27 protein-coding genes and 3 tRNA genes are annotated in these 20,350 nt (G+C 61.1%); 17 read left to right on the top strand and 13 right to left on the bottom strand.

Annotated elements, in window-relative coordinates:
- Window positions 1-3: 3 nt before the first annotated feature.
- Genes QP965_RS08240 through QP965_RS08225 form a run of 4 tightly spaced genes read left to right on the top strand, consistent with a single transcriptional unit; the run spans window position 4 to window position 2,028 of the window.
- Entirely contained in the window at window positions 4-468 is a 465-nt protein-coding gene (locus QP965_RS08240) for a hypothetical protein (protein WP_198492350.1), read from the top strand.
- Window positions 469-477: 9 nt separating this feature from the next.
- The gene (locus tag QP965_RS08235) at window positions 478-1,386 is read left to right on the top strand and encodes a plasmid pRiA4b ORF-3 family protein (protein ID WP_284844617.1); all 909 of its coding nucleotides are present in this window, start codon (window positions 478-480) and stop codon (window positions 1,384-1,386) included.
- An 11-nt stretch (window positions 1,387-1,397) separates the two neighbouring features.
- On the top strand, window positions 1,398-1,838 hold the full coding sequence (locus QP965_RS08230; protein WP_005323207.1) for a GtrA family protein: 441 nt from the start codon (window positions 1,398-1,400) through the stop codon (window positions 1,836-1,838).
- Between the two features lie 40 nt (window positions 1,839-1,878).
- Window positions 1,879-2,028 (top strand): hypothetical protein, encoded by a 150-nt coding sequence (locus QP965_RS08225; RefSeq protein WP_284844618.1) that lies wholly within the window; start codon window positions 1,879-1,881, stop codon window positions 2,026-2,028.
- Here QP965_RS08225 and glfT1 read toward each other — a convergent pair.
- Window positions 2,025-2,948 (bottom strand): galactofuranosyltransferase GlfT1, encoded by a 924-nt coding sequence (gene glfT1, locus QP965_RS08220; RefSeq protein WP_284766415.1) that lies wholly within the window; start codon window positions 2,946-2,948, stop codon window positions 2,025-2,027. The genes QP965_RS08225 and glfT1 overlap by 4 nt on opposite strands.
- Before the next feature lie 94 nt (window positions 2,949-3,042).
- Between glfT1 and QP965_RS08215 the strand changes: the two genes are divergently transcribed.
- Window positions 3,043-3,711, top strand: a complete 669-nt coding sequence (locus QP965_RS08215) for a GNAT family N-acetyltransferase (RefSeq protein ID WP_284769276.1) — start codon at window positions 3,043-3,045, stop codon at window positions 3,709-3,711.
- Here QP965_RS08215 and wzt read toward each other — a convergent pair.
- Together wzt and wzm are read right to left on the bottom strand one after the other, a co-directional pair.
- Window positions 3,708-4,511 carry a galactan export ABC transporter ATP-binding subunit Wzt/RfbE gene (gene wzt / locus QP965_RS08210; protein WP_005323203.1) on the bottom strand — a complete coding sequence of 268 codons (804 nt, stop codon included), beginning with the start codon at window positions 4,509-4,511 and terminating at the stop codon, window positions 3,708-3,710. The genes QP965_RS08215 and wzt overlap by 4 nt on opposite strands.
- Window positions 4,512-4,557: 46 nt before the next feature.
- The gene (wzm, locus tag QP965_RS08205) at window positions 4,558-5,409 is read right to left on the bottom strand and encodes a galactan export ABC transporter permease subunit Wzm/RfbD (RefSeq protein ID WP_269953837.1); all 852 of its coding nucleotides are present in this window, start codon (window positions 5,407-5,409) and stop codon (window positions 4,558-4,560) included.
- 213 nt (window positions 5,410-5,622) lie between these two features.
- On the opposite strand from wzm, the gene QP965_RS08200 reads away from it, so the two are divergent.
- Window positions 5,623-6,879, top strand: a complete 1,257-nt coding sequence (locus QP965_RS08200) for an aminotransferase class V-fold PLP-dependent enzyme (RefSeq protein WP_284766413.1) — start codon at window positions 5,623-5,625, stop codon at window positions 6,877-6,879.
- Here QP965_RS08200 and QP965_RS08195 read toward each other — a convergent pair.
- Window positions 6,876-7,832: an NAD(P)H-quinone oxidoreductase gene (locus tag QP965_RS08195; RefSeq protein WP_269953836.1), complete on the bottom strand. Its 957-nt coding sequence runs from the start codon at window positions 7,830-7,832 to the stop codon at window positions 6,876-6,878. The genes QP965_RS08200 and QP965_RS08195 overlap by 4 nt on opposite strands.
- 177 nt (window positions 7,833-8,009) lie before the next feature.
- Between QP965_RS08195 and QP965_RS08190 the strand changes: the two genes are divergently transcribed.
- Together QP965_RS08190 and QP965_RS08185 are read left to right on the top strand one after the other, a co-directional pair.
- Window positions 8,010-8,093, top strand: a tRNA-Ser gene (locus QP965_RS08190).
- A 228-nt stretch (window positions 8,094-8,321) separates the two neighbouring features.
- A complete protein-coding gene (locus tag QP965_RS08185) occupies window positions 8,322-8,582 on the top strand; it encodes a hypothetical protein (RefSeq protein ID WP_269953806.1) in 261 nt (86 codons plus the stop codon).
- A gap of 27 nt (window positions 8,583-8,609) precedes the next feature.
- On the opposite strand, the gene QP965_RS08180 is transcribed toward QP965_RS08185, so the two are convergent.
- Genes QP965_RS08180 through QP965_RS08165 form a run of 4 tightly spaced genes read right to left on the bottom strand, consistent with a single transcriptional unit; the run spans window position 8,610 to window position 11,668 of the window.
- The gene (locus QP965_RS08180) at window positions 8,610-9,608 is read right to left on the bottom strand and encodes a ThiF family adenylyltransferase (protein ID WP_284844619.1); all 999 of its coding nucleotides are present in this window, start codon (window positions 9,606-9,608) and stop codon (window positions 8,610-8,612) included.
- Window positions 9,605-10,066 (bottom strand): molybdenum cofactor biosynthesis protein MoaE, encoded by a 462-nt coding sequence (locus QP965_RS08175; protein ID WP_284844620.1) that lies wholly within the window; start codon window positions 10,064-10,066, stop codon window positions 9,605-9,607. The genes QP965_RS08180 and QP965_RS08175 overlap by 4 nt, the downstream gene beginning before the upstream one ends.
- Window positions 10,056-10,535: a MogA/MoaB family molybdenum cofactor biosynthesis protein gene (locus QP965_RS08170; protein ID WP_284844621.1), complete on the bottom strand. Its 480-nt coding sequence runs from the start codon at window positions 10,533-10,535 to the stop codon at window positions 10,056-10,058. Before QP965_RS08170 ends, QP965_RS08175 begins: the two co-directional genes overlap by 11 nt.
- Entirely contained in the window at window positions 10,532-11,668 is a 1,137-nt protein-coding gene (locus QP965_RS08165; protein ID WP_284844622.1) for a molybdopterin molybdotransferase MoeA, read from the bottom strand. The genes QP965_RS08170 and QP965_RS08165 overlap by 4 nt, the downstream gene beginning before the upstream one ends.
- A 59-nt stretch (window positions 11,669-11,727) precedes the next feature.
- Between QP965_RS08165 and QP965_RS08160 the strand changes: the two genes are divergently transcribed.
- Entirely contained in the window at window positions 11,728-11,988 is a 261-nt protein-coding gene (locus QP965_RS08160) for a MoaD/ThiS family protein (RefSeq protein ID WP_284766407.1), read from the top strand.
- Here QP965_RS08160 and QP965_RS08155 read toward each other — a convergent pair.
- Together QP965_RS08155 and hisC are read right to left on the bottom strand one after the other, a co-directional pair.
- Window positions 11,985-12,377 (bottom strand): phage holin family protein, encoded by a 393-nt coding sequence (locus QP965_RS08155; RefSeq protein WP_239279081.1) that lies wholly within the window; start codon window positions 12,375-12,377, stop codon window positions 11,985-11,987. The two genes, QP965_RS08160 and QP965_RS08155, sit on opposite strands and share 4 nt — an antisense overlap.
- Entirely contained in the window at window positions 12,378-13,430 is a 1,053-nt protein-coding gene (gene hisC / locus QP965_RS08150) for a histidinol-phosphate transaminase (protein WP_284844623.1), read from the bottom strand.
- Window positions 13,431-13,538: 108 nt separating this feature from the next.
- Here hisC and QP965_RS08145 point away from each other — a divergent pair.
- Window positions 13,539-13,627, top strand: a tRNA-Ser gene (locus QP965_RS08145).
- Window positions 13,628-13,711: 84 nt separating this feature from the next.
- Here QP965_RS08145 and QP965_RS08140 read toward each other — a convergent pair.
- The 3 genes from QP965_RS08140 to QP965_RS08130 all read right to left on the bottom strand — a co-directional run bounded on the left by QP965_RS08140 (window position 13,712) and on the right by QP965_RS08130 (window position 14,816).
- Entirely contained in the window at window positions 13,712-13,846 is a 135-nt protein-coding gene (locus QP965_RS08140; RefSeq protein WP_284766405.1) for a hypothetical protein, read from the bottom strand.
- Window positions 13,847-14,020: 174 nt separating this feature from the next.
- On the bottom strand, window positions 14,021-14,404 hold the full coding sequence (locus QP965_RS08135; protein WP_269953798.1) for an NUDIX hydrolase: 384 nt from the start codon (window positions 14,402-14,404) through the stop codon (window positions 14,021-14,023).
- A gap of 28 nt (window positions 14,405-14,432) precedes the next feature.
- On the bottom strand, window positions 14,433-14,816 hold the full coding sequence (locus tag QP965_RS08130) for a hypothetical protein (RefSeq protein ID WP_284844624.1): 384 nt from the start codon (window positions 14,814-14,816) through the stop codon (window positions 14,433-14,435).
- A gap of 98 nt (window positions 14,817-14,914) precedes the next feature.
- Between QP965_RS08130 and QP965_RS08125 the strand changes: the two genes are divergently transcribed.
- The 7 genes from QP965_RS08125 to QP965_RS08095 all read left to right on the top strand — a co-directional run bounded on the left by QP965_RS08125 (window position 14,915) and on the right by QP965_RS08095 (window position 20,255).
- A complete protein-coding gene (locus tag QP965_RS08125; protein WP_284844625.1) occupies window positions 14,915-15,277 on the top strand; it encodes a YidH family protein in 363 nt (120 codons plus the stop codon).
- Window positions 15,270-15,578: a DUF202 domain-containing protein gene (locus tag QP965_RS08120; protein WP_239194011.1), complete on the top strand. Its 309-nt coding sequence runs from the start codon at window positions 15,270-15,272 to the stop codon at window positions 15,576-15,578. The genes QP965_RS08125 and QP965_RS08120 overlap by 8 nt, the downstream gene beginning before the upstream one ends.
- 44 nt (window positions 15,579-15,622) lie before the next feature.
- Window positions 15,623-16,402 carry a hypothetical protein gene (locus tag QP965_RS08115; protein WP_284844626.1) on the top strand — a complete coding sequence of 260 codons (780 nt, stop codon included), beginning with the start codon at window positions 15,623-15,625 and terminating at the stop codon, window positions 16,400-16,402.
- A 91-nt stretch (window positions 16,403-16,493) separates the two neighbouring features.
- Window positions 16,494-17,858 (top strand): magnesium transporter, encoded by a 1,365-nt coding sequence (gene mgtE, locus QP965_RS08110; RefSeq protein WP_284844627.1) that lies wholly within the window; start codon window positions 16,494-16,496, stop codon window positions 17,856-17,858.
- Window positions 17,859-18,118: 260 nt separating this feature from the next.
- Window positions 18,119-19,693 carry an SLC13 family permease gene (locus QP965_RS08105; protein WP_284844628.1) on the top strand — a complete coding sequence of 525 codons (1,575 nt, stop codon included), beginning with the start codon at window positions 18,119-18,121 and terminating at the stop codon, window positions 19,691-19,693.
- A 233-nt stretch (window positions 19,694-19,926) separates the two neighbouring features.
- A tRNA-Arg gene (locus tag QP965_RS08100) sits at window positions 19,927-19,999 on the top strand.
- Between the two features lie 64 nt (window positions 20,000-20,063).
- Window positions 20,064-20,255, top strand: a complete 192-nt coding sequence (locus QP965_RS08095) for a hypothetical protein (protein WP_005323180.1) — start codon at window positions 20,064-20,066, stop codon at window positions 20,253-20,255.
- The last annotated feature ends 95 nt before the right edge of the window (window positions 20,256-20,350 follow it).

The raw sequence follows: 20,350 nt of genomic DNA, 5'->3' as shown, positions 1-20,350 counted from the left end.
GCTATGACCAACAACCGTGAGATGCACGATCAGCGCCAAGACAACTACGCCCTCGATGACACCCTGGCTGGCCGCATCACCCAGGCTGCCGCCGTGGGCATTGCGACCTCCTATCCGGATTGGATCTCGTCCAAGGGCGGTTTGATCACCGCGTATACCTTGTCTTTCTTTGGCTTTGGCGCCCTAGTGGCCTATACCAACGCGCACGCCGAGCAAGACGGCGATGAGCCGCGCTCGCCGCAGGATAGTGCCGATCAAGGCCTTAAGCTGTGGGCTATTTTTGCCGCAGTGGTGCTGCTGCTCATCCTGGGCGGCTGGATGAACGTTGCCCTTTCCCGCCGCATGGTGAAGTTCCTGCGCAAGCGCGGTGCCAAGCGGCCGTGGACCCTCTTGGGTGCCATTGGTGCGGCGCTGACGTTCCTCATTAGTGAGCTAGAAGCACGGGATATTGCAAAACTAGCTTCCTAAAATTTGCGTATGGTGGGGCTCATGAACGCAGGGGTCACCGATATCGCACAGGCGCGGGCCAAACGCGCCGATGGCGTGGTATCCCTCAAGCGCGAGCCCCTCACCATCATCTGCCAAGCCGCGAATATTCGCGCCGATGGCGAGGTGCACCGCCAGATAGGTTTTAGCGATGCCCTGACCTTCACCGAGCTGCACCGCGTACTGCGCATCTGCTTTGGGCTGCCGGAGGAGGAATCTCCCTGGCACTTTTATGAACACACAGAGGCCCGCGGCCCGCGCATCGATCCGGAGCGCCAGGCCTCCGAATTCCTGTGGCGCGAGGGCGATCAAATCGACTTCGCTTGGGGGCTGTGGGACTTCGAGCTGGTAGTAGCCGATATCTATCCCCGCGATAATGGCACCCCAGAGGCATTGTGCGTGGGCGGGTCCGGATCGCTCTTTCAGCCCTTTGAGCTGACCAGCGTGAACCGTGAATTGACCGGCCAAGAAGTTACCGATGAAGTCTTTTCCGCGGTATCGTCCCCCGTGCGCGATTTGATTGAGCGCACCAAACTCTATGACTTCGTCCCGCTGCTGCAAGCGATGGACCTAGGCAGGGAAACCGACCTCACGCCGCATATTTCCGGCGTGCTCGCCAGCCTGCCGCGCGAGGTGACCCATGAAGGCAAAGACGCTTTTTGGTCCATGGCGCTTGCCCTATCCTGCATGGGTGGCGCGGAGCTAACCGATTCCGTCGTGGAGACCACCATGGATGCGCTCGGCTGGGTCAATGACGATGGCACGGCGCTCTCCGGCGCCGACGTGCGGGAGCTGTGTGCGGCGTCGTTGCAGCAATTGGCCGGGATAGGCGCCTATGGCGCCGAATCCGCCGCGCCGGTGGATCGGTTGGACATGTACCGAGCGCTCTTGCGCGGGTAGGCTACTCACTCGTGACTAATTCCGCTGACGACGCCGTAGAAGTAAAGCCCTCATCCACCTCGCTGCACACCCAGCTGGTGCGTTTTATTTCCGTGGGCGTATTTACCGCCGCCATTGACTACGGTCTCACGCTGCTATTGACCTATTTGGGGCTGCACCGTTCCGCCGCCAAGGCCATCGGTTGGGTCTTTGGCACCATCGCCGCCTACCTAGCCAATGCGCGGTGGACCTTTGGGGCCAAGGTATCTGGCCGCACGGCCGCGACCGTGGGCATCTTGTACGCCTCTACCTTTGCGGTCCAAAACTTCCTGTACTGGGTGCTCAATGAGCCGCTTATGGCCCTCGGCTTTGAAGGGGCGGTGAAAGACACCATCGCCTTCGTCATCGCCCAAGGCGTGGCCACCGTGACCAATTTTGCCATTCAAAGGGCCTTTATCTTTAAGGAAAAATAGATGGCAGCAGCCTCCTCACGGACGTGGCGCGGCGCGGGCGGTGGGCTTTATCGTCGGTATCTGGGCGGCCTATCTGCTCAATCGCCGCTGGACCTTCCAAGCCAAAGCCACCGCGGTGAATTTTGCGGTGCAACGCTGGATTTTTAGGAAGGCGGGGGTCCGGGGCGTCGCCAAGCAGGATCCGTCCTAGCCCTGGTGAGGTCGGCGGAAATCTTCTTGGCGCCCGCGGTTGTGGAGCTTTAGCCATTCGATAAAGCCGGCCGGATCGTGGCGCTGGACCAAGAAGAACCAGCCAAAGCGGGCAAATTCCTGGGGCAGTAGCTTGCGCATGCCGCGCTGCCACAGCAGGTAGCCGCGATTGCGGTAGGTGAAAAAGCGCTTGAACTCACCTTCTGGGTACTGGGTATGCATCTTCCCGCCCAGGATGGGTTTGAACTCATCCGATCCGTCCGGGTGCAGGTAGCTGGTGGTCAGCGCCGTGCCGAAGGAGAGACCGGAATTAACCAGCCGGCGGTGGTATTCCACCTCATCGCCGCGGATAAACAGCCGGTAGTCCGGCACGCCAATGATCTCCATGGCCGCGGCGGAAATCAGCGCGCCGTTAAAAAGCGAGGCGATGCCGGGCAGGAAATCGCCCTCCAGCTCGTCCATCCGGCGGCGCCATACCAGCCCCTGGCGCAGGGGGAAGGCGAGGCGGCCGGGATCGTCAATATTGCATACCGCCGGGGAGACCTCATGCAGGCGGTTGGCTTCAGCCACCCGATACAGCTCCGCTAGTACCGCATGATCGGCAGGGCGGCCGTCATCATCGGCGCACCACACGGCATCGGCGCCCAAAGAAAGAGCGGTAAGAAAGCCCAGTGCAAAGCCACCGGCGCCGCCCAGGTTGGTTTCCGAAGGTACGTAGACGCCCCGGTCACCCGCCATGGATTCGACGAGTTCGCGCACCGCATCTTCCGCGCCATTATCCACCACGACTACCCACTGCACGGGGTGGGTTTGGTGGACTACCTGTTCAAGCGAGGCCCGCAGTAGCTCGGCGCGCTGATGGGTAACAATGACGGCGGCGGTGGAACCGGTGGAAGTCAGGGTGGCAGTCATGGGTTCCATCTTGCCACCGGGGTAGGGGACCAGCGTAGAAACACTCCGCGTGGGTGAAGCGAAAAGTAGATATGACCGCAGCTCTGTGGATACTGTGAAGTGTATGGAAAGTATCTGGCCGCCTTTTGCGGTGACCATACGGGCCAGCGATGATACTGGCCGTGGAGTCGACCTGCGCGTCATGCGCGATGAAGACATCGCGTGCGTGGCCCAAGTCGGTGCGGCAGATATCTATGGCGCGAATATCCCAGAGCACGCCTTTCCTTGGCTCTTTGATAAGAAGATGAATACCCCCGCCGCCATGGCGCAGCACCGGTGGGAGCATCGTGCAAAGCTATGTACCCAAAAGTGGACCCTGGATTTCATCGCCCGCGACGTAGAAACCCAAGAAATGGTGGGTGTGGTGGACTTGGTGGCAGAAAACTTTGCGGCTGCGCGGGAGGTGGAAACCGCATCATGGGTATTACACCGCTTCCAAAGCCAAGGCTATGGCACGCTTATCCGCCAAGCGGTGGCCGAGTTTTCCTTCTCCCACCTCGATGCGCATTCGCTGCGCACCAGTTGGATAGGGACCAATCTTGCCTCAGCCCGGGTGAGTGAAAAGATGGGCTACCGCATAAGTACCGAGAAAAAGGAAGAGCCTGCCGGCCCAGAAAAAATTAACCGGCCGGTGGTTAGCGCGCGACTTAGCGCCACGGACTATCACCGGCCGGAAGGGCTGCGGGTGGACGTGAAAGGTGTGGGGGACCAGTTGCTGCGTATGCTCAGCTAGTTGCCGCTGGTGTCCTCATTTTCAAAACGCTCGCGCAGGTCGCGCACGTACTCACCCACCTCAGGGCCTTCGTATTCCCCGACGACCTCGGAAACCTCGCCCACCGAGCGGATCTCGCCGTGGTCGATCCACAGCGCGGTATTACACAGCTGCGCCAAGAAGTCATTGGAGTGGGAGGCAAAGACCAGGATGCCGGAGCGCTTCACCAGCTCTTGTAGGCGTACACGGGCCTTGGCCATGAAAGCAGCGTCGACGGCGCCGATGCCCTCATCCAACAGCAGGATTTCCGGCTCAATGGACGTCACCACGCCGAGCGCCAAGCGCACGCGCATACCGGTGGAATAGGTGCGCAGCGGCATGGAGAGATAATCGCCGAGTTCAGAAAACTCCGCAATCTCATCCATCTTTTTCTTCATTTGCTTGATGGACTGGCCCAAAAAGAGGCCACGGATAATGATGTTGTCGTAGCCAGAGACCTCTGGGTCCATGCCCACGCCCAAATCAAAGACGGGGGCCACGCGGCCGCGTACATCGGCAGAACCGCGGGTGGGCTCGTAAATGCCAGACAAAAGGCGCAGCAGGGTGGACTTGCCGGCGCCGTTATGGCCCACCAAACCCACACGGTCGCCCTCGCGCAGGTGCAGGTTAATATCCTTTAGTGCCTCCACCACGACGGTATTCTGGGCGTTTTTGCCAATGGCGCCGCCAGCGGAAGAAAGCATGGCCTTCTTTAGCGAGCGGGATTTGGCATCAAAGATGGGAAAGTCCACGCACGCGTTATACGTATCAATCGAGACCATCAGTCTGTATCCTTTCCAGGAATCTCAGGAAGTGCAGGGCGTGGGCTTAAACCCAGTAGCTGACGCGGAAGCGCCACTTGCGCATGACCAAGCCGGCGATGAGCAGGCCGAGTACGGTGCAACCGATGACGATCCACCAGTGGTAGGCGGCCACCGGTTCACCGATCATGGGCGCACGGACGATTTCCAGGTAGTGGTAGAGCGGGTTGATTTCCGCGATGCGGGCGCGGCTGGCCACCGCACCGCCCTGGTCCTTCAAGGTATTGGTCATCCACACAATCGGGGTGACGTAGAACAGCAGCTGGGTCAGTGCTTCTAGCAGCGGAGCGACGTCACGGAAGCGGGTAGCGATGATGCCAAAGAACATCGTGACCCACACGCCGTTGACCAGCAACAAGGCCAAGCCGGGGAGGAAGAGGAAGAACTCCCAGCCTAGGCTGCGCGGGAAGATAAGGATAAGCAGTAACCAGATGATGAGGTTATGGCCCAAAAACAACGTCTGGCGCCACACCAAGCGGTAAACGTGCACCGACAGCGGGGCGGGGAGCTGTTTAATCAAGCCCTCGTTGTCAATGAAGACGGTGGAACCTTCCTTGATGCAACCCGAAATGAAGGTCCACATAATAAGGCCCACGGTGACGTGGGGGAGGAACTCCGCGACAGGAATCTGGAAGAGCATGGAATACAACAGGCCCAAGGCAAGGGCCATCACGCCGGTGGCGATGGTGATCCAAAACGGGCCCAGGACAGAGCGGCGGTAGCGCTGCTTAATATCTTGAATGCCCAGTTTGAACCACAGCTCGCGCTGCTGTGCACCCTGCACCAGGTCCGCGAAGGCGGCCTTGAGGGTCTCGGACTGGGACGCTGGGGTGGCCTCGCCGTCTGGCTGGGAGGTCATGCGGGCGATATCAGCGCGCAGTTGATTGTTATCTTGCACGCTCAACACCCTAGCGCGCGGGCTGGGCAAACGGGAACTACACGCCGCCAGCCTGCGAAAACAGCGGTATCCAGCGAAAATTCAGATTTGGGAAACTTGGGACAAACGCGTATACAGTAGGAAACCGACCGCCACTGTGTGGCGATGCCTAGTGCGATAAAGAAGGGGACCGTAATGCCAGCAGGAGCTTCGGCACACTACGACGTATTCAGTGTGCGCGGTTTATACACCGGGCTATCTGATGGTTGGACCTACCTCAACGCGCACGCGGTGCCCCAAATCTCTGAGCGCGTCGCCTCCGGCGTGGCGCGCTCCTTCCGGATGTCTACTGCAGTGGCCCCCCAGGAGGGGCCAGGCGGCGCCCACTCTGCTACGCCCGCGCCGGGCCGTTTGGAAGGCGATGGTAATTACACCGCCGCACGCATGGCTGTAGCGGATCTGACCGGATCCAAGGCAGACCGCGTGGTGCTTGGCCCGTCCTTGCCCGTGTTGTACCAGTCCTTGGCGCACGCGGCCCGCCCGCTGTTGGGCAGCAATTCCTCGGTGGTGCTCTCCAAACTGGATCCGCCGTCTTTGTACTCGGCGTTTTCTGAGGTCAAGGCAGAAACCCGGTGGGCCCAGCCAGATTTGGGCACGGGTGAGCTGCCAGGTTTCCAATTTGCCGAGCTTGTCGATGGCTCCACGCGACTCGTTGCCTTCTCCGCCGCGCACGAGCTTTTGGGCACGGTATCCCCGGCCGCCGAGATCATTGACACCGTCCATGAGCGCTCCCGCGCCTGGACGCTTCTCGACGTCTCTGCGATCGCCCCCTACCGCCCCATCAACTTTGATGATCTCGGCGCCGATATCTTGGGCCTTGACCTGGGACTGCTGGGCGGACCGCAGCTAGCAGCTTTGGTCTTCCGCGATACCCGCATGTTCCGCCGCCTCGACTCCCTCGATCCGGTGCATACCGGCAAGGGCGCCCGCAAGCTGGAAACGCCCATTTCCTCTGGTCTGGCCGGCGGTGTCGGACCGCTTGTAGACCATCTTGCCGCCCTCGCCGGTGGGGAGAGCGGCTCGCGCCGCAAGCGCCTGCGCACTTCTATGGATGCGCTCAGCATCTACTTGGAGGATCTGCGCGCTGACCTCTATTCCTTCTTGAGCACCCTGCCCGCCGTGCATATTCTTGGCGTGACCGGGGAAGCGGCCGCGGGCGCCTCCGACGATCGCCTGCCGCGCCTCACCTTCGCAGTAAAGGGTGTTCCGGCCGAGACCGTGTACAAGCGCCTTTTCGATAACGGCCTTGTTACCACGCTTGCCCCGCAGACCCCGTTGCTCACGGAGATGGGCGTGGAAGAAATTGGCGGCGCCGTTACCGTTGCGCTCGGCCCCTTCAACACCTATCACGACGTTGAGCATCTCATCCGCGTCGTAGCCTCGCTGGCCTAAACGTTAAGCACCAAGGTGCCGGTGACCTCGCCGCTGTCTAGGGCGGTGTGGGCTTGGGCGGCGTCGGCAAGCGGGTAAGTAGCATGCAGCGCGTGCTTTACTCGGCCGTCTTCCAGCATGGGCCATACATTTTCTACCGTGCCCGCAACAATCTGTGCCTTGTCTTCTAAGTCGCGGGCGCGCAACGTCGTGCCCTGGACGGTCAGGCGCTTGGGCAGCATGGCGCCCAAGTTGATTTCCGCCTTGGTGCCGCCCTGCATGCCAATGATAATGAGCTTGCCGTCCTTAGCCAGGCACTTCATATTCTTTTCCAGATATTTCGCGCCGATGATGTCCAAAATGACATCGCAGCTTCCCTTCAACTCTTCTACGAAGTCGTGCTCCTTATAGTTGATGAGAATATCGGCGCCCAGCTCGCGGCAACGATCCAGCTTCTCCTGTGAACCGGCCGTCACCGCCACCTCTGCGCCGAGCGCCTTGGCTACCTGAATAGCAAAAGTGCCAATGCCGCCGCCTCCACCATGGATGAGGACGCGCTGGCCCTCGTGAAGGCCCGCCTCAATGCCCAGGTTGGACCACACGGTGCATCCGACCTCAACTACCGCTGCAGTTTCCTCAACGCTCAACCCCTTGGGCACGGGAAGCAGCTGACCCTGCGGAACCGCAACGTATTCGGCGTAGCCACCACCCGCGAGCAGACAGCCCACCTCGGTGCCTACCTCCCAGTTCGTATCCCCGGCATCGGCGATGGTGCCTGCTGCTTCTAAGCCCAAGATTTCCGATGCCCCCGGTGGCGGCGGATAGGCACCCATCGTCTGCAGGATATCGCCCCGGTTAACGCCGGCTGCCTGCACCTTGACGAGCACTTCGCCGGGGCGCAGCTGCGGGACATCGACTTCGCGGAGCTCTAAGGACCGACGATCCTGCGGGTCGGTCTGAACGATAGCCTTCATGTGTGTTGTAGTCATGGGCCCAATCTAACGAACCTTGTGTGTCCTGTGCCACGAAATTCGGAGTATCCTGCGGTGACATTCAGTGCTGCAGGTGGCTTTTTGGGAAACCGGGCTATCAATTTAGTACACTGACTAAGTTGCTTCGTAGGCGCGAAGAGCGTTTACGAAATACAACGTGGAGACGTGGCAGAGCGGCCGAATGCACCGGTCTTGAAAACCGGCGAGGTAATACCTCCGCGGGTTCAAATCCCGCCGTCTCCGCAGCTGCCTAAGCTTCCTTTCTAAGTTAAAGGAGCATAGAAGCTTATAGCTTCTGAGTGGGAGAGTGCAGTATTTAAGGCACCCTACCGATTCGGTAGGGTGCCTACTCACGTTGTGGGACGGTTTCGCTGAGCGACAGTGAAACTTAAGTCCACGGCCAGACAGCGTTTACATTGAGCTTCTACCTTGAGGTACGGACTTTCAAACACCGTTAACCCTGAGGGGATTATGACAAATTACATTTCCTACTTGGCCGAGGACCAGATACCGGCATCGTATGACTGGCTATGGAGCGGGCTAGGAGCCGTCATCGTCATCGCCTTGTTGGTCTTTTGGGTGGCCTCCCTCATCTCCATCATTCGCTCGGGATATAGCGGAGGCGTCAAGATATTGCTGGTGATGGCAGCATTTGCTTACCCGTTCCTCGGGCCACTTGTCTGGTTCCTTTTTGCGCGAAATAAGGAGCATAAGACCAAAATCGACCGTTAGGCTGCGGTTTTGCCAAGGGGCATTCGGTTACTGCTGCTCGAGCCAGGAATTGATGCCGCCGCGCAAGGAGACGACGTGGGGGAAGCCGCGTTTGCGGAGGACATCGACGGCTTGGGCGGAGCGGATGCCACTGGCGCAGTAGATTACGGCCGCAGCATCTGGTTCGATGTCGGGATCTTCGCCGGCGAGGATGCGGTCGAGCTCAAAGTGCGTGGAATTGGGGATAGCGGATTGGGCGCGCTCGGGGGAGGTGCGGACGTCGATAAGCGGGGCGTGTAGGGGAACCTCGCGGACCTCGGGGGCGTCGGCAGGCTGAGTAGGTTGTGCGCCGGTGGACTGAAGCGGGATATATTCCCAGGTACCGGAAAGGGCGTCGAAGTAGCCGAGCGTGCCGATGAGTGGGGTGCCTACGCCGGTGATGAGTTTGAGCGCTTCGAGCGCCATGGCTGAGCCGACAACGCCGACCACTGGTCCCAGAACTCCGGCCTGCGAGCAGGAAGGAACCTCGCCGGGTGCGGGAGCGGTGGGGAAGACATCCTCGTAGACGGGGCCGTGGCCGGACCAGAACACGCTGAGCTGTGCGTCGAAGCCGAGGATGGAGGCCCATACGTGCGGTATGCCGAGCTCGTGGGCAGCCCAGGAGCTGAGGTAGCGGGCGTCGAAGTTATCGGTGCCGTCGAGGATGAGATCGCAGCCGTGTAGCTGCTCGAGCGCTGTCGCTGATTCGAGGCGGCCGTGGCAGGTGATATCCACCTCTGGATTGAGCGCGCGGACGGCGGCCGCGGCGGAATCCTTCTTCGGTGTGCCGATGGCGGCGGTGGTGTGGATGACTTGGCGGTGCAGGTTGGAAGGGGAGACCACGTCGTCGTCGAAAAGCGAAATGCGGCCCACACCCGCGCCGGCGAGGTAGAGCAGGGCCGGGGAGCCCAGGCCGCCGGCGCCAATGACCGCTACGTGGGCTTTTCTGAGCTTGCGCTGGCCGTCTTCTCCCCAGAGCGCTTCCTGGCGGGCATAGCGGATGCTCATTCCAGGCCCACCCAATTGGTGGAGCCATCGCCGTGGCTTTGCTCTTTCCAGATGGGGACCTCCGCTTTGACGCGATCGGCGCATTCCTCGGCGGCGCGGAAGGCATCGCCGCGGTGTGCTGCGGCGGCTACTACGGCAAAGGCGAGGTCGCCGACCTTGAGATCCCCCGTGCGGTGGGCGGCCCACAGGCGCACTGGGTGGTTGGCCGCGACGGAATCGGTGACTTCTTGTAACTTCTCCGGCGCGGATGGGTGGGCGCTATAGGAAAGTAGGGTGACATTCGGCCGGCCGCCATCGTGATCGCGGACGATGCCCTCAAAGGTGACAACAGCACCCATGGCGGCCGTGGCGGCCTCTTCCTTGGCACCGGTAAGGAGGGATTCAAGGGGTTGATCGCTCAGAAGCGTGCCAATGGTGCACCCGGTTTGCTCGGCCACATAGGAGGGATCAGTGCTCATGTTTTCCTTCTAACATATCGACGATCGGAACGATTAATTCTTCCAAAACCGCGCAGCCATCTTTTACCCCACCGGTAGAACCGGGAAGCGTCATGGCAAAGGTGGAGTCATTGACGCCGGCAATGGCGCGAGAAGCCACCGCGGTGGGCACGCTTTCCAATCCCTTCTGCCAGAAGGCCACCGCGATGCCAGGCAGCTCGCGGGTGATGTGTGGGGCGACGGCCTCGACCGTGCGGTCATCGTGCGTCAGCCCAGTGCCGCCAGAAGTTAGGATGACCGCGGGCTTTTCCGCGAAGGCGGCGGCAACGGCGGCGGCGATCTCGGCGTCGGGGACGATGCGCGCGTCGGGGCAGTCAAAGCCCTTGCGGCGCAAGAACTCCACCGCGATGGGACCGGAGCGGTCCTCGTAGATGCCCGCGGCGGCGCGAGTAGAGGCGACAATGACGATGGCGGTGCGCTGTGGGCTCATAGTGGATAGACCTCCACTTCCTGGCCTTTTTCCAGGCGTTGACCGGCAGGAATGCGGATCAGATGGGTGGCGTCTGCCGCTTGGGCGAGCAGGTGGGAGCTGGCACCACCGAGGATATGGGCGCGGGAATCGACGCGCCCGCGGCGAAATTGGTCCTTGTGCGGGAGGCCCTCGATGCCCGCGGCGAGGGGGACGCGGAAAGGCTCCGGTTCCCAGCCGAGCGCAGGGGCGACAAAGAGGCGGAAACTTACCAAGGTGGAAATGGGGTTTCCGGGCAGGCAGATGACCGGCGTTCCGCCGAATGCGGCGATGCCCTGCGGGCCGCCGGGCTGCTGGTCCACATGGCCGAACCAGCCATCGAGCACCTGGCGGACTACTTCAAATTTCCCGGCGGAAATTCCGCCTGAGGTAATGATGGCATCCGGGTGGTGTTGCGCGATGGCCTCCGCGAAAGCGCGCTCTAGGGACTGCGGGTCATCGTCGGTAGTGATATAGCCCGCGACGTCGATGCCGGCGCGGCCGGCCATTGCCGTCAAAAGTGGCGCATTGGCATCCGGAATGGCGGCGCTGCCGTGACCGATTTCAGCGCCGCCGGTGCAGATAAGGATGCGGGCGGGGCGGTAGACCTCTACCTCGTCGATTCCTTGGGACGCGAGGGCGGCCAAGCGCACCGGCGTGAGCTTATCGCCGCGGGCGGCGAGGAGGGCGCCTTCTTCCAGGTCGGAGCCGGTGTGGCGGATGAATTGGCCTGGCGAGGCCTCTGGCGCGGTAATGCGGTCACCCGGGGAGAGGAATTCTTGTGGTTCGCAGCGCTCGATGGGCACGATGGCTGCAGTTCCTTCCGGGACCTTGGCGCCGGTCATGATGGGGCAGGCGCCGGCAAGCGGGCCGTCGAGTACCTGGGCGGGCTCAGTGCCGGCCGCGATGGTGGGGCCCACCGGGTAGGTCCCGGCCGCACACTGCGGAAGGGCGTAGCCGTCCATCTGGGAGTTATCAAAGCGAGGGGAGGGGAAGCCGGCGTGGATATCCGCAGCTAGCACCATATCCTGAGCCTGGGTGAGGGGCACGGTGGTGGTTTGGCGTGCGGGCAGGGCCGCGGCGACCTCGCGCGCGTGAGTCTCGGGTGTGCGCATGGCGGCTAGTTTACCCGCGGTCTCGACAGGGCATGGGCGTGCGGGGCATAGTGGAGGGCATGTTGACCGTTCACTATTTCGCCGCCGCCCGTGCCGCTGCGGGCGTGGCTTCTGAGCAGGTAGAAGCCCCCGCCACCTTGGGTGCTCTGGTGGCGCAGCTGGGCAGGGAACATACCGGCACCACCGAGGCCGGCATGAGCCTGAAAGAGGTCTTGGGGCGCTGTAGCTTTCTTATCGACGGCGCCGGGAACACCGCCAAGGATTCCCCACTGGCTGGTGTTACCCGGGTGGACGTCCTGCCGCCGTTTGCGGGAGGCTAATCGCGCTGCCGCAGCGGGCTAGTAAAGAAGTTGATGACGCTGCTGACGATGGACAGCACGATGGCGCCGATGATTGCGGCGCCCCAGGAGTCGATGACGAGGTGGCCGATTCCCAGGTCCAGGGAATTGAGCGCCCACTCCACGATGATAAGCGCGGCGCCGTTGATGACGAGGGAGAAAAGTCCGAGCGTCAGGCAGGTCAGCGGCGCGCCGAGGACGCGCAGAACCGGCATGACCACGGCATTAATAATGATGAAAACGATGGCGATGGCAATGAAATTGCCAGTCTCAGCCGGGGTGATGGTGATGCCGGGAATGACGGTGACCACCGCCCACAGCGCCACCGCGATGGCAAAGACGTTCAGGGCGAAGTTGATGAGCGAGCGCATTTAGCCTCCTATGGTTGCGTTCCACGCCTGCAACAGGGTGTCGGTTTCTTCCTCGGTGGTCACGGTAATGCGTATGCCTTCGCTAAACGCGCGCACGAGCACGCCGTGTTCGGCCAGGCGAGCGGCCACCTCCTGCGGGGTACCAAGGCGGGCCAGATTCGCGGCCGGCAGCCAGACATGGTTTGCCTCGGAATGCGGCACTCCCCAGTCCTGCAAGGCTTCTTCTAGGCGCTCGCGCTGGGCGACGGCCTCATCGGTGCGCTCCCGTAGCGAATCCTGCGCCGCCAGTGCCGCGCGCGCACCAACCTGTGCCACGGTGCTGGCGGAGAAGGGGATGGCCACCTTATTGAGGGCCTCAATAATATTTTCTGGGCCAAAGGCATAACCGATGCGCACCCCGGCCAGGCCATAAGCCTTTGAGAAGGTGCGCAGGCATACCAGATTCGGATAGGTGCCCACCAGCTCCGTACCCAACGGAATGTTGGTGGCACGGTTGTATTCGATATAGGCCTCGTCGAGGGCAACGAGGACGTCGGCAGGAACGGCATCCATGAAGGCGGCGAACTCCTCCTTGGTCACTGTGGTGCCGGACGGGTTATTGGGATTGCACACGAAGATAAGCCGGGTCTTGTCCGTAATCTTGTCCGCCATGGCCGGCAGATCCACGCGCTGGTCTGCACCTAGCGGAACCGGGATGGGGTGGGCGCCGACTACCTGGGCGAAGATGGGGTAGGCCTCGAAGGAGCGCCACGGGAAGAGGACCTCTTCACCAGGGGTAGCGGCAATTTCCACCAACTGTTGGCACAGCGCGGACGATCCGGTGCCCACCGCAACCTGTTCATACTCCACACCCAGGTGCGCGGCGAGGTCCTCGCGCAGCGCGGTGGCCGCAATATCCGGGTAACGGTTGGCCTTCGTCACGGCCTCCGCCATGGCCGCGGCCGCCTCCGGCAGCGGCGGGTGCGCCGCCTCGTTGGAGGAGAGCTTGAGCGCGTCATCGTTGCGCGCACCGGCGACGTAGGCGGGGATGGCTTTCAGGTCTGGGCGAATCATGCCTCCCACTTTAGGGCCTGCGTCTTTGCTGCGGGCGTGAAAGCAGGGGGCTAGTTTGGCAGCGGCGGGGCAGGCAGGTATTCTCAAACGAGGTTCCTTGCGAACCGTGGAGATGTGCCAGAGCGGCCGAATGGGGCTCCCTGCTAAGGAGTTGACCCTTCTGGGGTCCGGAGGTTCGAATCCTCTCATCTCCGCCATCTAATCCCGAGCGTGCGAGCTCGGGATTTTCTCATTTCAGGTGGCGGCGCAAAGCTCGGGTTGAGGGGCTGAGAATTCTGCTATTAGCGCTGGTACGCGGCGCAGCGGCGGAAGAGCACGAGCATGCCGGTGCCGAAGATAAAGCTTCCGGTAAATGCCGCAGCACGCAAAGAAGTGACCTCGTGGAAGAGGGCGGGCACCAGGAGAATGGCGATCACAGAGCTAATAACTCCGAGGACGAGGAAACAAATCGTTGTGATAGGACCAGGTGTGGATGGTTGCGGCATGGAGGGACGTCCTTTCATCAATCGATCCTGATGAAAATAACTCTAAGTTGTCCTCCCAGAAGGCGCAATAGGAAGCGAGAAAGCGCCTTGGGGCCGGTCGGGGTTTTAGGAGCGCAGGGCGGGAAAGACCTTGTCACGCAAGAGGTGGGCGAGCTCGCGATCCGGGTTGGTGGGGTCTACCCACGCGATCTCGGCAATTTCTGCGGCAGCGCGGGCAAGGACGGGGCGCGGATAGGTAAAGATGCGTCCGCGCACGGTTTCGCCGGGTTCGTTGGCGGCCGGGGCATCGAAGGTCCCGAGCAGGGATAGCTCAGGGAGGCGGACATCAACGCCGATTTCTTCTGCGACCTCGCGGGCCGCGGCCTGTACTGGGGTTTCGCCGGTCTCCAGCTTGCCGCCGGGCAGCTGGAACTTGGTGGAAGACTTCTTGCGCACGGTGAGGACATGGCCAAAGGAATTACGGAAAACTACGGCGGCAACTTCAATCATGGGCCCGACTATAACTCGCTACAGCGGGTTAATTCAGAAAGCCTGGTACCCACTCGCGCCCCACCCGGGAAAGCGCTGCCCCCATCTGTCGCTGGTTGAAGCCGATGTCGAGGATGTCTTCATGTACCGAATCGCCGGCGAGCACGCTCAAGAGCAGCCAGGCGTTTTTCTCGGCGGCGCTCACACGCAGATCGGCATGGCTTTTCGCTACGGCGGCGTCATAATACTTCAGCTGTGCAGGCGACACGGAAAGAAGTCTCTGCGTTGCGAGTTCTGGCAGGACTGCAGTGAAACCATCAGGAAAGAACGCCATGGCGCGCGTGATGTTCTCGTCGCTGAAAAACTTGTTTTTGTTAGGGGAGGCAAGTTGGAAGTCGCATAGGAGCAGGCACATAGGGCGTGAATGCTCCATTACTCAGAGGCTGGCCTGCGCCTTTGAGACTACGGGAAGGCTAAGCGTTGCGCGGGCTTATCACGACGCGGATGGCAAATGAATATAAAGTGGTACCCATGAGTGACTCGAGGTTTCCCCGCTCGGTGTTCGCGGTTGGCACCGACCCTGATCCGCGTTTCACGCTCGCTAATGAGCGCACATTCTTGGCTTGGATCCGCACCTCCCTGGCGTTAATTGCTGGCGGCGTGGCGCTCGAAGCCTTTGACGTTCCCCTGCCGGCCGCACTGCGCTCTGCGGTGTCGGTATTCATGCTGGTAGTCGCCATTATTCTGCCGCTCGTGGCGTGGGTGCATTGGAAGCAGTCCGAACGTGCGATGCGCGAGGAACGCCCCTTGCCCTTTAGCTTTGCCATCCCAGTGCTCGTCGTGGCGATCATGGTGGTAGCGGGCGCACTAGTAGTGGGCGAGTTTCTTGGCTAGCCCACTATTTGATCCCGGCCTGCAGCCCGAACGCACCCGCCTATCGTGGCAGCGCACCCTTTTGGCGTTGTCCTTGGTGGTGCTGGGGGTAATGCGGGCGGTGAGCGTGCACGTCTTCTTGCCACTAGTCTTCCTAGCCGCCGGTGTTGTGGCGTTGGCCTTAGCGGTGTGGCAGCGTGCCGCGCTTGTCGACGCCGCCTTATCCACCCACCGCTCCCTCCCCCACGCGGTCATCCTTGCGAGCACCGCGGGGCTCGTGTCCCTGCTGGCCGCCTTCGCACTGTGGGGTCTCTTCTTCTAGGTTCTCACCCGGCTCGGGGAGCCGTGGCGCTGTATATTATGCCTATGCCTAAATCCCTATCTCTCCCTCTTGCCGTCGTCGCGGCGACCGCCGTTGCCGCCTTGGGTGGGTGTTCCAATTCCCCTGAGTCCGCCGAGTCCGCGGATAAGCCGAATTTCACCGGCACTGCCCCGAGCTCCTCCGCGGCGGACGCATCCGAAACAGAGGCCGAGTCGCAGGCCTCGGCCACGGACTCCCCAGCAGAAGAAACCACCACCGAAGCCGCAGCGGATAAAGATGAAAATGATGAAGACAAGGACACCGAGGGCGGCGGGGATAATAAAATCATCCCGGTAGAAGCCCTCGATTCCCTGTGGGTGCCGGCGTTGTGCGATAACCAAGCGGGCAACTTGGAAGGCGGCCAACTGCCACAGCATCTAAAGACCGGAATGCTCTTTGACGTCGCCGCGGCGGGTCTGAAGTCGAATCAGGACGATACGCCAATGGGCGCCTACGCGGATATCAACGGCGATGGCAGGGACGAAGCCGTTATTACCTACGTCTGTAATAAGGGCGGTACGGGATGGCCGGATAACCTGCTCATCTATGACAACGACCTGAATTACATCACTAAGGTGGATGATTGGGAACGCGAGGGAATGCCGCCAGCGCGTGGGCATATCCAGCAGCTGCAGTGGACCGAGGACACGGTCACCGTTACCTGGCGTGCCTATGCTGACGATGACCCGGCCTGCTGCGCCACCCAAGAATTCACCGGAAACCTCACGCTGGACGGGGATACGCCGCACCTTGCGGTAACCGGTCACCGGCAGGTTGCCGGCTAGCGTCATTCCCTGCAGCATGGCGTAGTCTAAATGGGCTGTAATTAATACTCAGGGAGCTAAATCCCAGAGGCAAGAAAGGCAGGGCAGCGCGATGGCGGAGACCACCGAGCAGGCTAGCGATATCGTCGAAGCGTGGCTGAAACAAGAAGACGCCATCGATCCACAAAAGGCCCCGCGCCTGCAAGAACTTTTGGATAGGGTGCCGCTGCAGGATCTCATCGCCGTCGTCGAGCGGCAAAATGCCATCCGCGCGGCGCTGGCCCTGCGCCTGCTGCCGCGCCAAAAATCGATCGCCGTCTTTGATGCCCTCGATGCCAAGCACCAGGCGGATATCATCGATGAGCTGGGCAATGCCGATGTCTACGAGTTCTTCGATGAGCTCGATCCGGAAGACCGCGTGGCCTTGTTGGACGAGCTGCCCGCGGAAATCGCGGACCGCCTACTGCGCTCGCTGACCCAATCCAAGCGCGATGTCACGGGCGTGGTGCTGGGCTATGCCAAGGGCTCGGTGGGCCGCCGCATGTCGCCTGAGGTTCCCGTCATCCACCCAGAGATGAGCGTAAAGGATGCCCTGTACAAGCTGCGGGAAACCGCGCACGAGCTAGAGACCATTTATACCGTGCCCATTACGCGCGAGGACCGGCGCTTGGTGGGCGTGGTAAGCCTGCGCGAGATTTTTACTGCCGACGCCGCCCTTACCATGGCCGATATTATGCAGGAACCCGTCTTTGCCCAGGCCGGCGATGATGCGGAGGAAACCGCGCGCTGGTTCCTGCCACTGGATATGCTCGCGCTGCCCGTTGTGGATGAGTCGCACCGCCTTGTCGGCCTGCTGACGTGGGATGACGCTACCGACATCGTGGAGGAAGAAGATAGCGAGGACTCTGCTCGCGCCGGCGGTACCGAAGCCCTCCAGCAGCCGTACCTGTCCACGCCGCTGCTCAAGCTGGTGCGTTCGCGCATCGTGTGGCTGCTCGTGCTGGCCGTCTCTGCGCTGCTCACGGTGCAGGTACTCGATTCCTTTGAAGACACACTGGCTAAGGCCGTGGTCCTGTCCCTCTTTATTCCGTTGCTGACCGGCACCGGTGGAAATACCGGCAACCAGGCGGCTACCACGGTGACGCGTGCCTTGGCGCTGGGCGACGTCCGCACGCGCGACCTCCTCGCCGTCATGTGGCGCGAGCTGCGCGTCGGCATGCTGCTCGGCGCCGTGCTGGGACTAGCTGGCCTGGCGCTGGCCACCCTGGTCTATGGCCTAAGCATCGGCCTCGTCATCGGCTCCACGCTGTTTTTGATCTGTTCCATTTCCGCGACCGTCGGCGGGCTTATGCCCATCGTGGCTAAGACCATCGGCGCCGATCCGGCGGTCTTTTCCAACCCCTTCATCTCTACCTTCTGCGATGCTACGGGCCTGATTATCTACTTTCTGATTGCTAAGACCGTGCTGGGTATCTAGCACACCTCCCTGTGGTTCGGGGGTGGGGAAGCGGTGGGGACATTTCCGGTTTCGGGCAGGTGCGATGTGTGCTCTACGGGGGTGCGGGGGTGATTGCGTGTGGCGGGATATGGTTTCTGCGTCACATGTTTTGTATGGTCAGTGCATGCTTCGCAGTGAACTGGATAACTTTCGGTCTGCTGCCTCGGCCTAGCTAATAAACTGGGAAATACGGAGCATATCCCACAGCACAATCCTCTCTAAGTGAAGGAGCGCGCGGTATGACCACCCCGCATACTCACGAATCTACCGCCCACACCGAAGGTGACGAGGCCCCCGGAGCGCCGCGCAGCGAGTGGCGCCGTCAGTTCATCGGCCTTTTCATCGGCTTGGGTTTGGCCGTACTAGTCTTCTTTATCTTCCCCTCGAATGCGATCGAGACCGTACAGGGCTCCGCGGGTGCAGATCCGGAAGCCGAGTACACGCTCAGTGCCATCCGCACCGTCGCCGCAGTAACCATCTTGATGGGTGTGTGGTGGATGACCGAGGCCATTCCGCTCGCCGCCACCGCGCTGCTGCCGCTGGTCATCTTCCCGCTCGCCGGTGTGGGCACGATTAAGGAAGTAGGCGCCCCATACGCGTCCGCCACCATTTTCTTGTTCATGGGTGGCTTCCTGATTGCGCTTGCCCTGCAGCGCTGGAACCTGCACCGCCGCCTAGCGCTATACGTGGTGAAAATCATCGGCACCTCGCCCAAGCGCCTGATCTTGGGATTCATGCTGGCTACCGGCTTTTTGTCCATGTGGGTATCCAATACCGCTACAGCAGTGGTGATGCTGCCGATCGGTACCTCGGTGCTCGCGCTGACCGCGGAAACCGTAGGCGGCTGGGAAAAGCAAAAGAAGTTTGCCACGGCACTGATGCTGGGTATTGCGTATTCCGCCTCCATCGGTTCGCTAGGTACGCTCATTGGTACCCCGCCGAATGCCTTCCTTAATGCATATATGGCCGATACCTGGGGTGTAACCCTCGGCTTTGGCCGGTGGATGGCGGTAGGTGTGCCGCTCGCCGTGACCTTCTTGCTGATTGCCTGGGCCCTGCTTATCACCATTTTCAAGCCGGAGATGAAGGATATTCCAGGCGGGCGCGAGCTCATCAATGACGAAATTAAGGCACTCGGCCCCTGGACCCGCCCCCAGATCATGACGGGCATCATCTTCGTCCTCGCTGCCGCAGCCTGGGTTACCCTGCCGCTGGTCCTCAAGGAATTTGAGAACTATGACGATGCCATCGTGGGCATCGCCGCCGGCATCTTGCTCTTTATCCTGCCCGCGGACAACCAGCGCCGTATCCGCTTGCTGGACTGGAAGACGGCCAATGAAATGCCGTGGGACGTCCTCCTGCTCTTCGGCGGCGGCCTATCGCTGTCCTCGGTCTTTAATTCCTCCGGCCTGTCCCTGTGGATTGGTGAGATGGCCAAGGGGCTTAGCGTCCTGCCGGTTGTCCTCATCGTCTCTGCCGTGGCTGCGCTGGTGCTCTTCCTGACGGAGATCACCTCCAATACCGCGACGGCGGCTACGTTTATCCCGATTATGGGTGGTGTTGCCGTGGGTGTGGGGCTTACTGCCGATGGCGATATCAACGTCCTTCTCCTCACCATTCCGGTGGCCCTCGCGGCAACCTGCGCATTCATGCTCCCAGTTGCCACCCCGCCGAACGCCATTGCCTATGGATCTGGCTACGTCAAGATTGGCGAGATGATCAAGGGTGGCCTTGGTCTCAATATCATCGGCATCTTCCTCATCACCCTGACGGTGTACTTGCTGGCAGTGCCAATCTTCGGCCTGTCCATCTAGTTCCAGAGCGGAGTCCGTAGCCATTCCCTAAAGAGCACCAGCGCCATTAGGGAATGGCTACATCCGTTACTGTGCTGGCTGAATTTTTAGGTAGCGGGAAAACACGGATCCTAACCGCCCTCATTCCAGCCAGGTAAACACCGGGTGAACAGGCGATTTGTTAGTTTTCCGTACCGTGGGTATAGTAAATTCTCGTTGCACAGCAGAGCACACGCACTGCTTACCAACGGTCTGCGCCCGTAGCTCAACGGATAGAGCATCTGACTACGGATCAGAAGGTTGGGGGTTCGAATCCCTCCGGGCGCACAAAATCAGCCGCCTTCGGGCGGCTTTTCTTGTATCTCAGCCCGTCCCACCCAGGTCTCGATCTATGAAGTCTTCCGCCCTCGTCTCCGGCCTCATCGCCGGTGTCATCCTTGGCCTCATGCTATGGCTGGGGTCCGGCATTTTCTGGCTCTTCCTGGTTGGCCTAGGCATTGGGGTCGCTGCAACCCCGCTCCTAAAACTGGCCGCCGATCCTTCTCGTTCGCGCAAGCGCCGCGATAGTTCCTTCCGCGACTAGGTCCGCACCACGCCGCTCCTCACGGCACCCGCATAAGTCAGGCACAAGTCTCACGCAATCCACTTATAAAATGCAGGACAAGTATAAAATATTCG

The organism is Corynebacterium sp. MSK074 (assembly GCF_030229735.1).
In the GTDB taxonomy this organism is placed as follows: domain Bacteria; phylum Actinomycetota; class Actinomycetes; order Mycobacteriales; family Mycobacteriaceae; genus Corynebacterium.
The sequence above is the reverse complement of the archived record's forward strand: the minus strand, read 5'-3'. Positions and strand labels throughout refer to the sequence as shown.

Coding starts and splice junctions, on each gene's coding strand:
- mgtE (WP_284844627.1), top strand. CDS start 16,494: ATGGCGGAGACCACCGAGCAGGCTAGCGATATCGTCGAAGCGTGGCTG.
- QP965_RS08160 (WP_284766407.1), top strand. CDS start 11,728: ATGTTGACCGTTCACTATTTCGCCGCCGCCCGTGCCGCTGCGGGCGTG.
- QP965_RS08130 (WP_284844624.1), bottom strand. CDS start 14,816: ATGGAGCATTCACGCCCTATGTGCCTGCTCCTATGCGACTTCCAACTT.
- QP965_RS08195 (WP_269953836.1), bottom strand. CDS start 7,832: ATGAAGGCTATCGTTCAGACCGACCCGCAGGATCGTCGGTCCTTAGAG.
- QP965_RS08155 (WP_239279081.1), bottom strand. CDS start 12,377: ATGCGCTCGCTCATCAACTTCGCCCTGAACGTCTTTGCCATCGCGGTG.
- QP965_RS08105 (WP_284844628.1), top strand. CDS start 18,119: ATGACCACCCCGCATACTCACGAATCTACCGCCCACACCGAAGGTGAC.
- wzm (WP_269953837.1), bottom strand. CDS start 5,409: ATGACCTCCCAGCCAGACGGCGAGGCCACCCCAGCGTCCCAGTCCGAG.
- QP965_RS08180 (WP_284844619.1), bottom strand. CDS start 9,608: ATGAGCATCCGCTATGCCCGCCAGGAAGCGCTCTGGGGAGAAGACGGC.
- QP965_RS08125 (WP_284844625.1), top strand. CDS start 14,915: ATGAGTGACTCGAGGTTTCCCCGCTCGGTGTTCGCGGTTGGCACCGAC.
- wzt (WP_005323203.1), bottom strand. CDS start 4,511: ATGGTCTCGATTGATACGTATAACGCGTGCGTGGACTTTCCCATCTTT.
- QP965_RS08200 (WP_284766413.1), top strand. CDS start 5,623: ATGCCAGCAGGAGCTTCGGCACACTACGACGTATTCAGTGTGCGCGGT.
- QP965_RS08095 (WP_005323180.1), top strand. CDS start 20,064: ATGAAGTCTTCCGCCCTCGTCTCCGGCCTCATCGCCGGTGTCATCCTT.
- glfT1 (WP_284766415.1), bottom strand. CDS start 2,948: ATGGAACCCATGACTGCCACCCTGACTTCCACCGGTTCCACCGCCGCC.
- QP965_RS08240 (WP_198492350.1), top strand. CDS start 4: ATGACCAACAACCGTGAGATGCACGATCAGCGCCAAGACAACTACGCC.
- QP965_RS08185 (WP_269953806.1), top strand. CDS start 8,322: ATGACAAATTACATTTCCTACTTGGCCGAGGACCAGATACCGGCATCG.
- QP965_RS08170 (WP_284844621.1), bottom strand. CDS start 10,535: ATGAGCCCACAGCGCACCGCCATCGTCATTGTCGCCTCTACTCGCGCC.
- QP965_RS08135 (WP_269953798.1), bottom strand. CDS start 14,404: ATGATTGAAGTTGCCGCCGTAGTTTTCCGTAATTCCTTTGGCCATGTC.
- QP965_RS08235 (WP_284844617.1), top strand. CDS start 478: ATGGTGGGGCTCATGAACGCAGGGGTCACCGATATCGCACAGGCGCGG.
- QP965_RS08165 (WP_284844622.1), bottom strand. CDS start 11,668: ATGCGCACACCCGAGACTCACGCGCGCGAGGTCGCCGCGGCCCTGCCC.
- QP965_RS08175 (WP_284844620.1), bottom strand. CDS start 10,066: ATGAGCACTGATCCCTCCTATGTGGCCGAGCAAACCGGGTGCACCATT.
- QP965_RS08115 (WP_284844626.1), top strand. CDS start 15,623: ATGCCTAAATCCCTATCTCTCCCTCTTGCCGTCGTCGCGGCGACCGCC.
- hisC (WP_284844623.1), bottom strand. CDS start 13,430: ATGATTCGCCCAGACCTGAAAGCCATCCCCGCCTACGTCGCCGGTGCG.
- QP965_RS08215 (WP_284769276.1), top strand. CDS start 3,043: ATGGAAAGTATCTGGCCGCCTTTTGCGGTGACCATACGGGCCAGCGAT.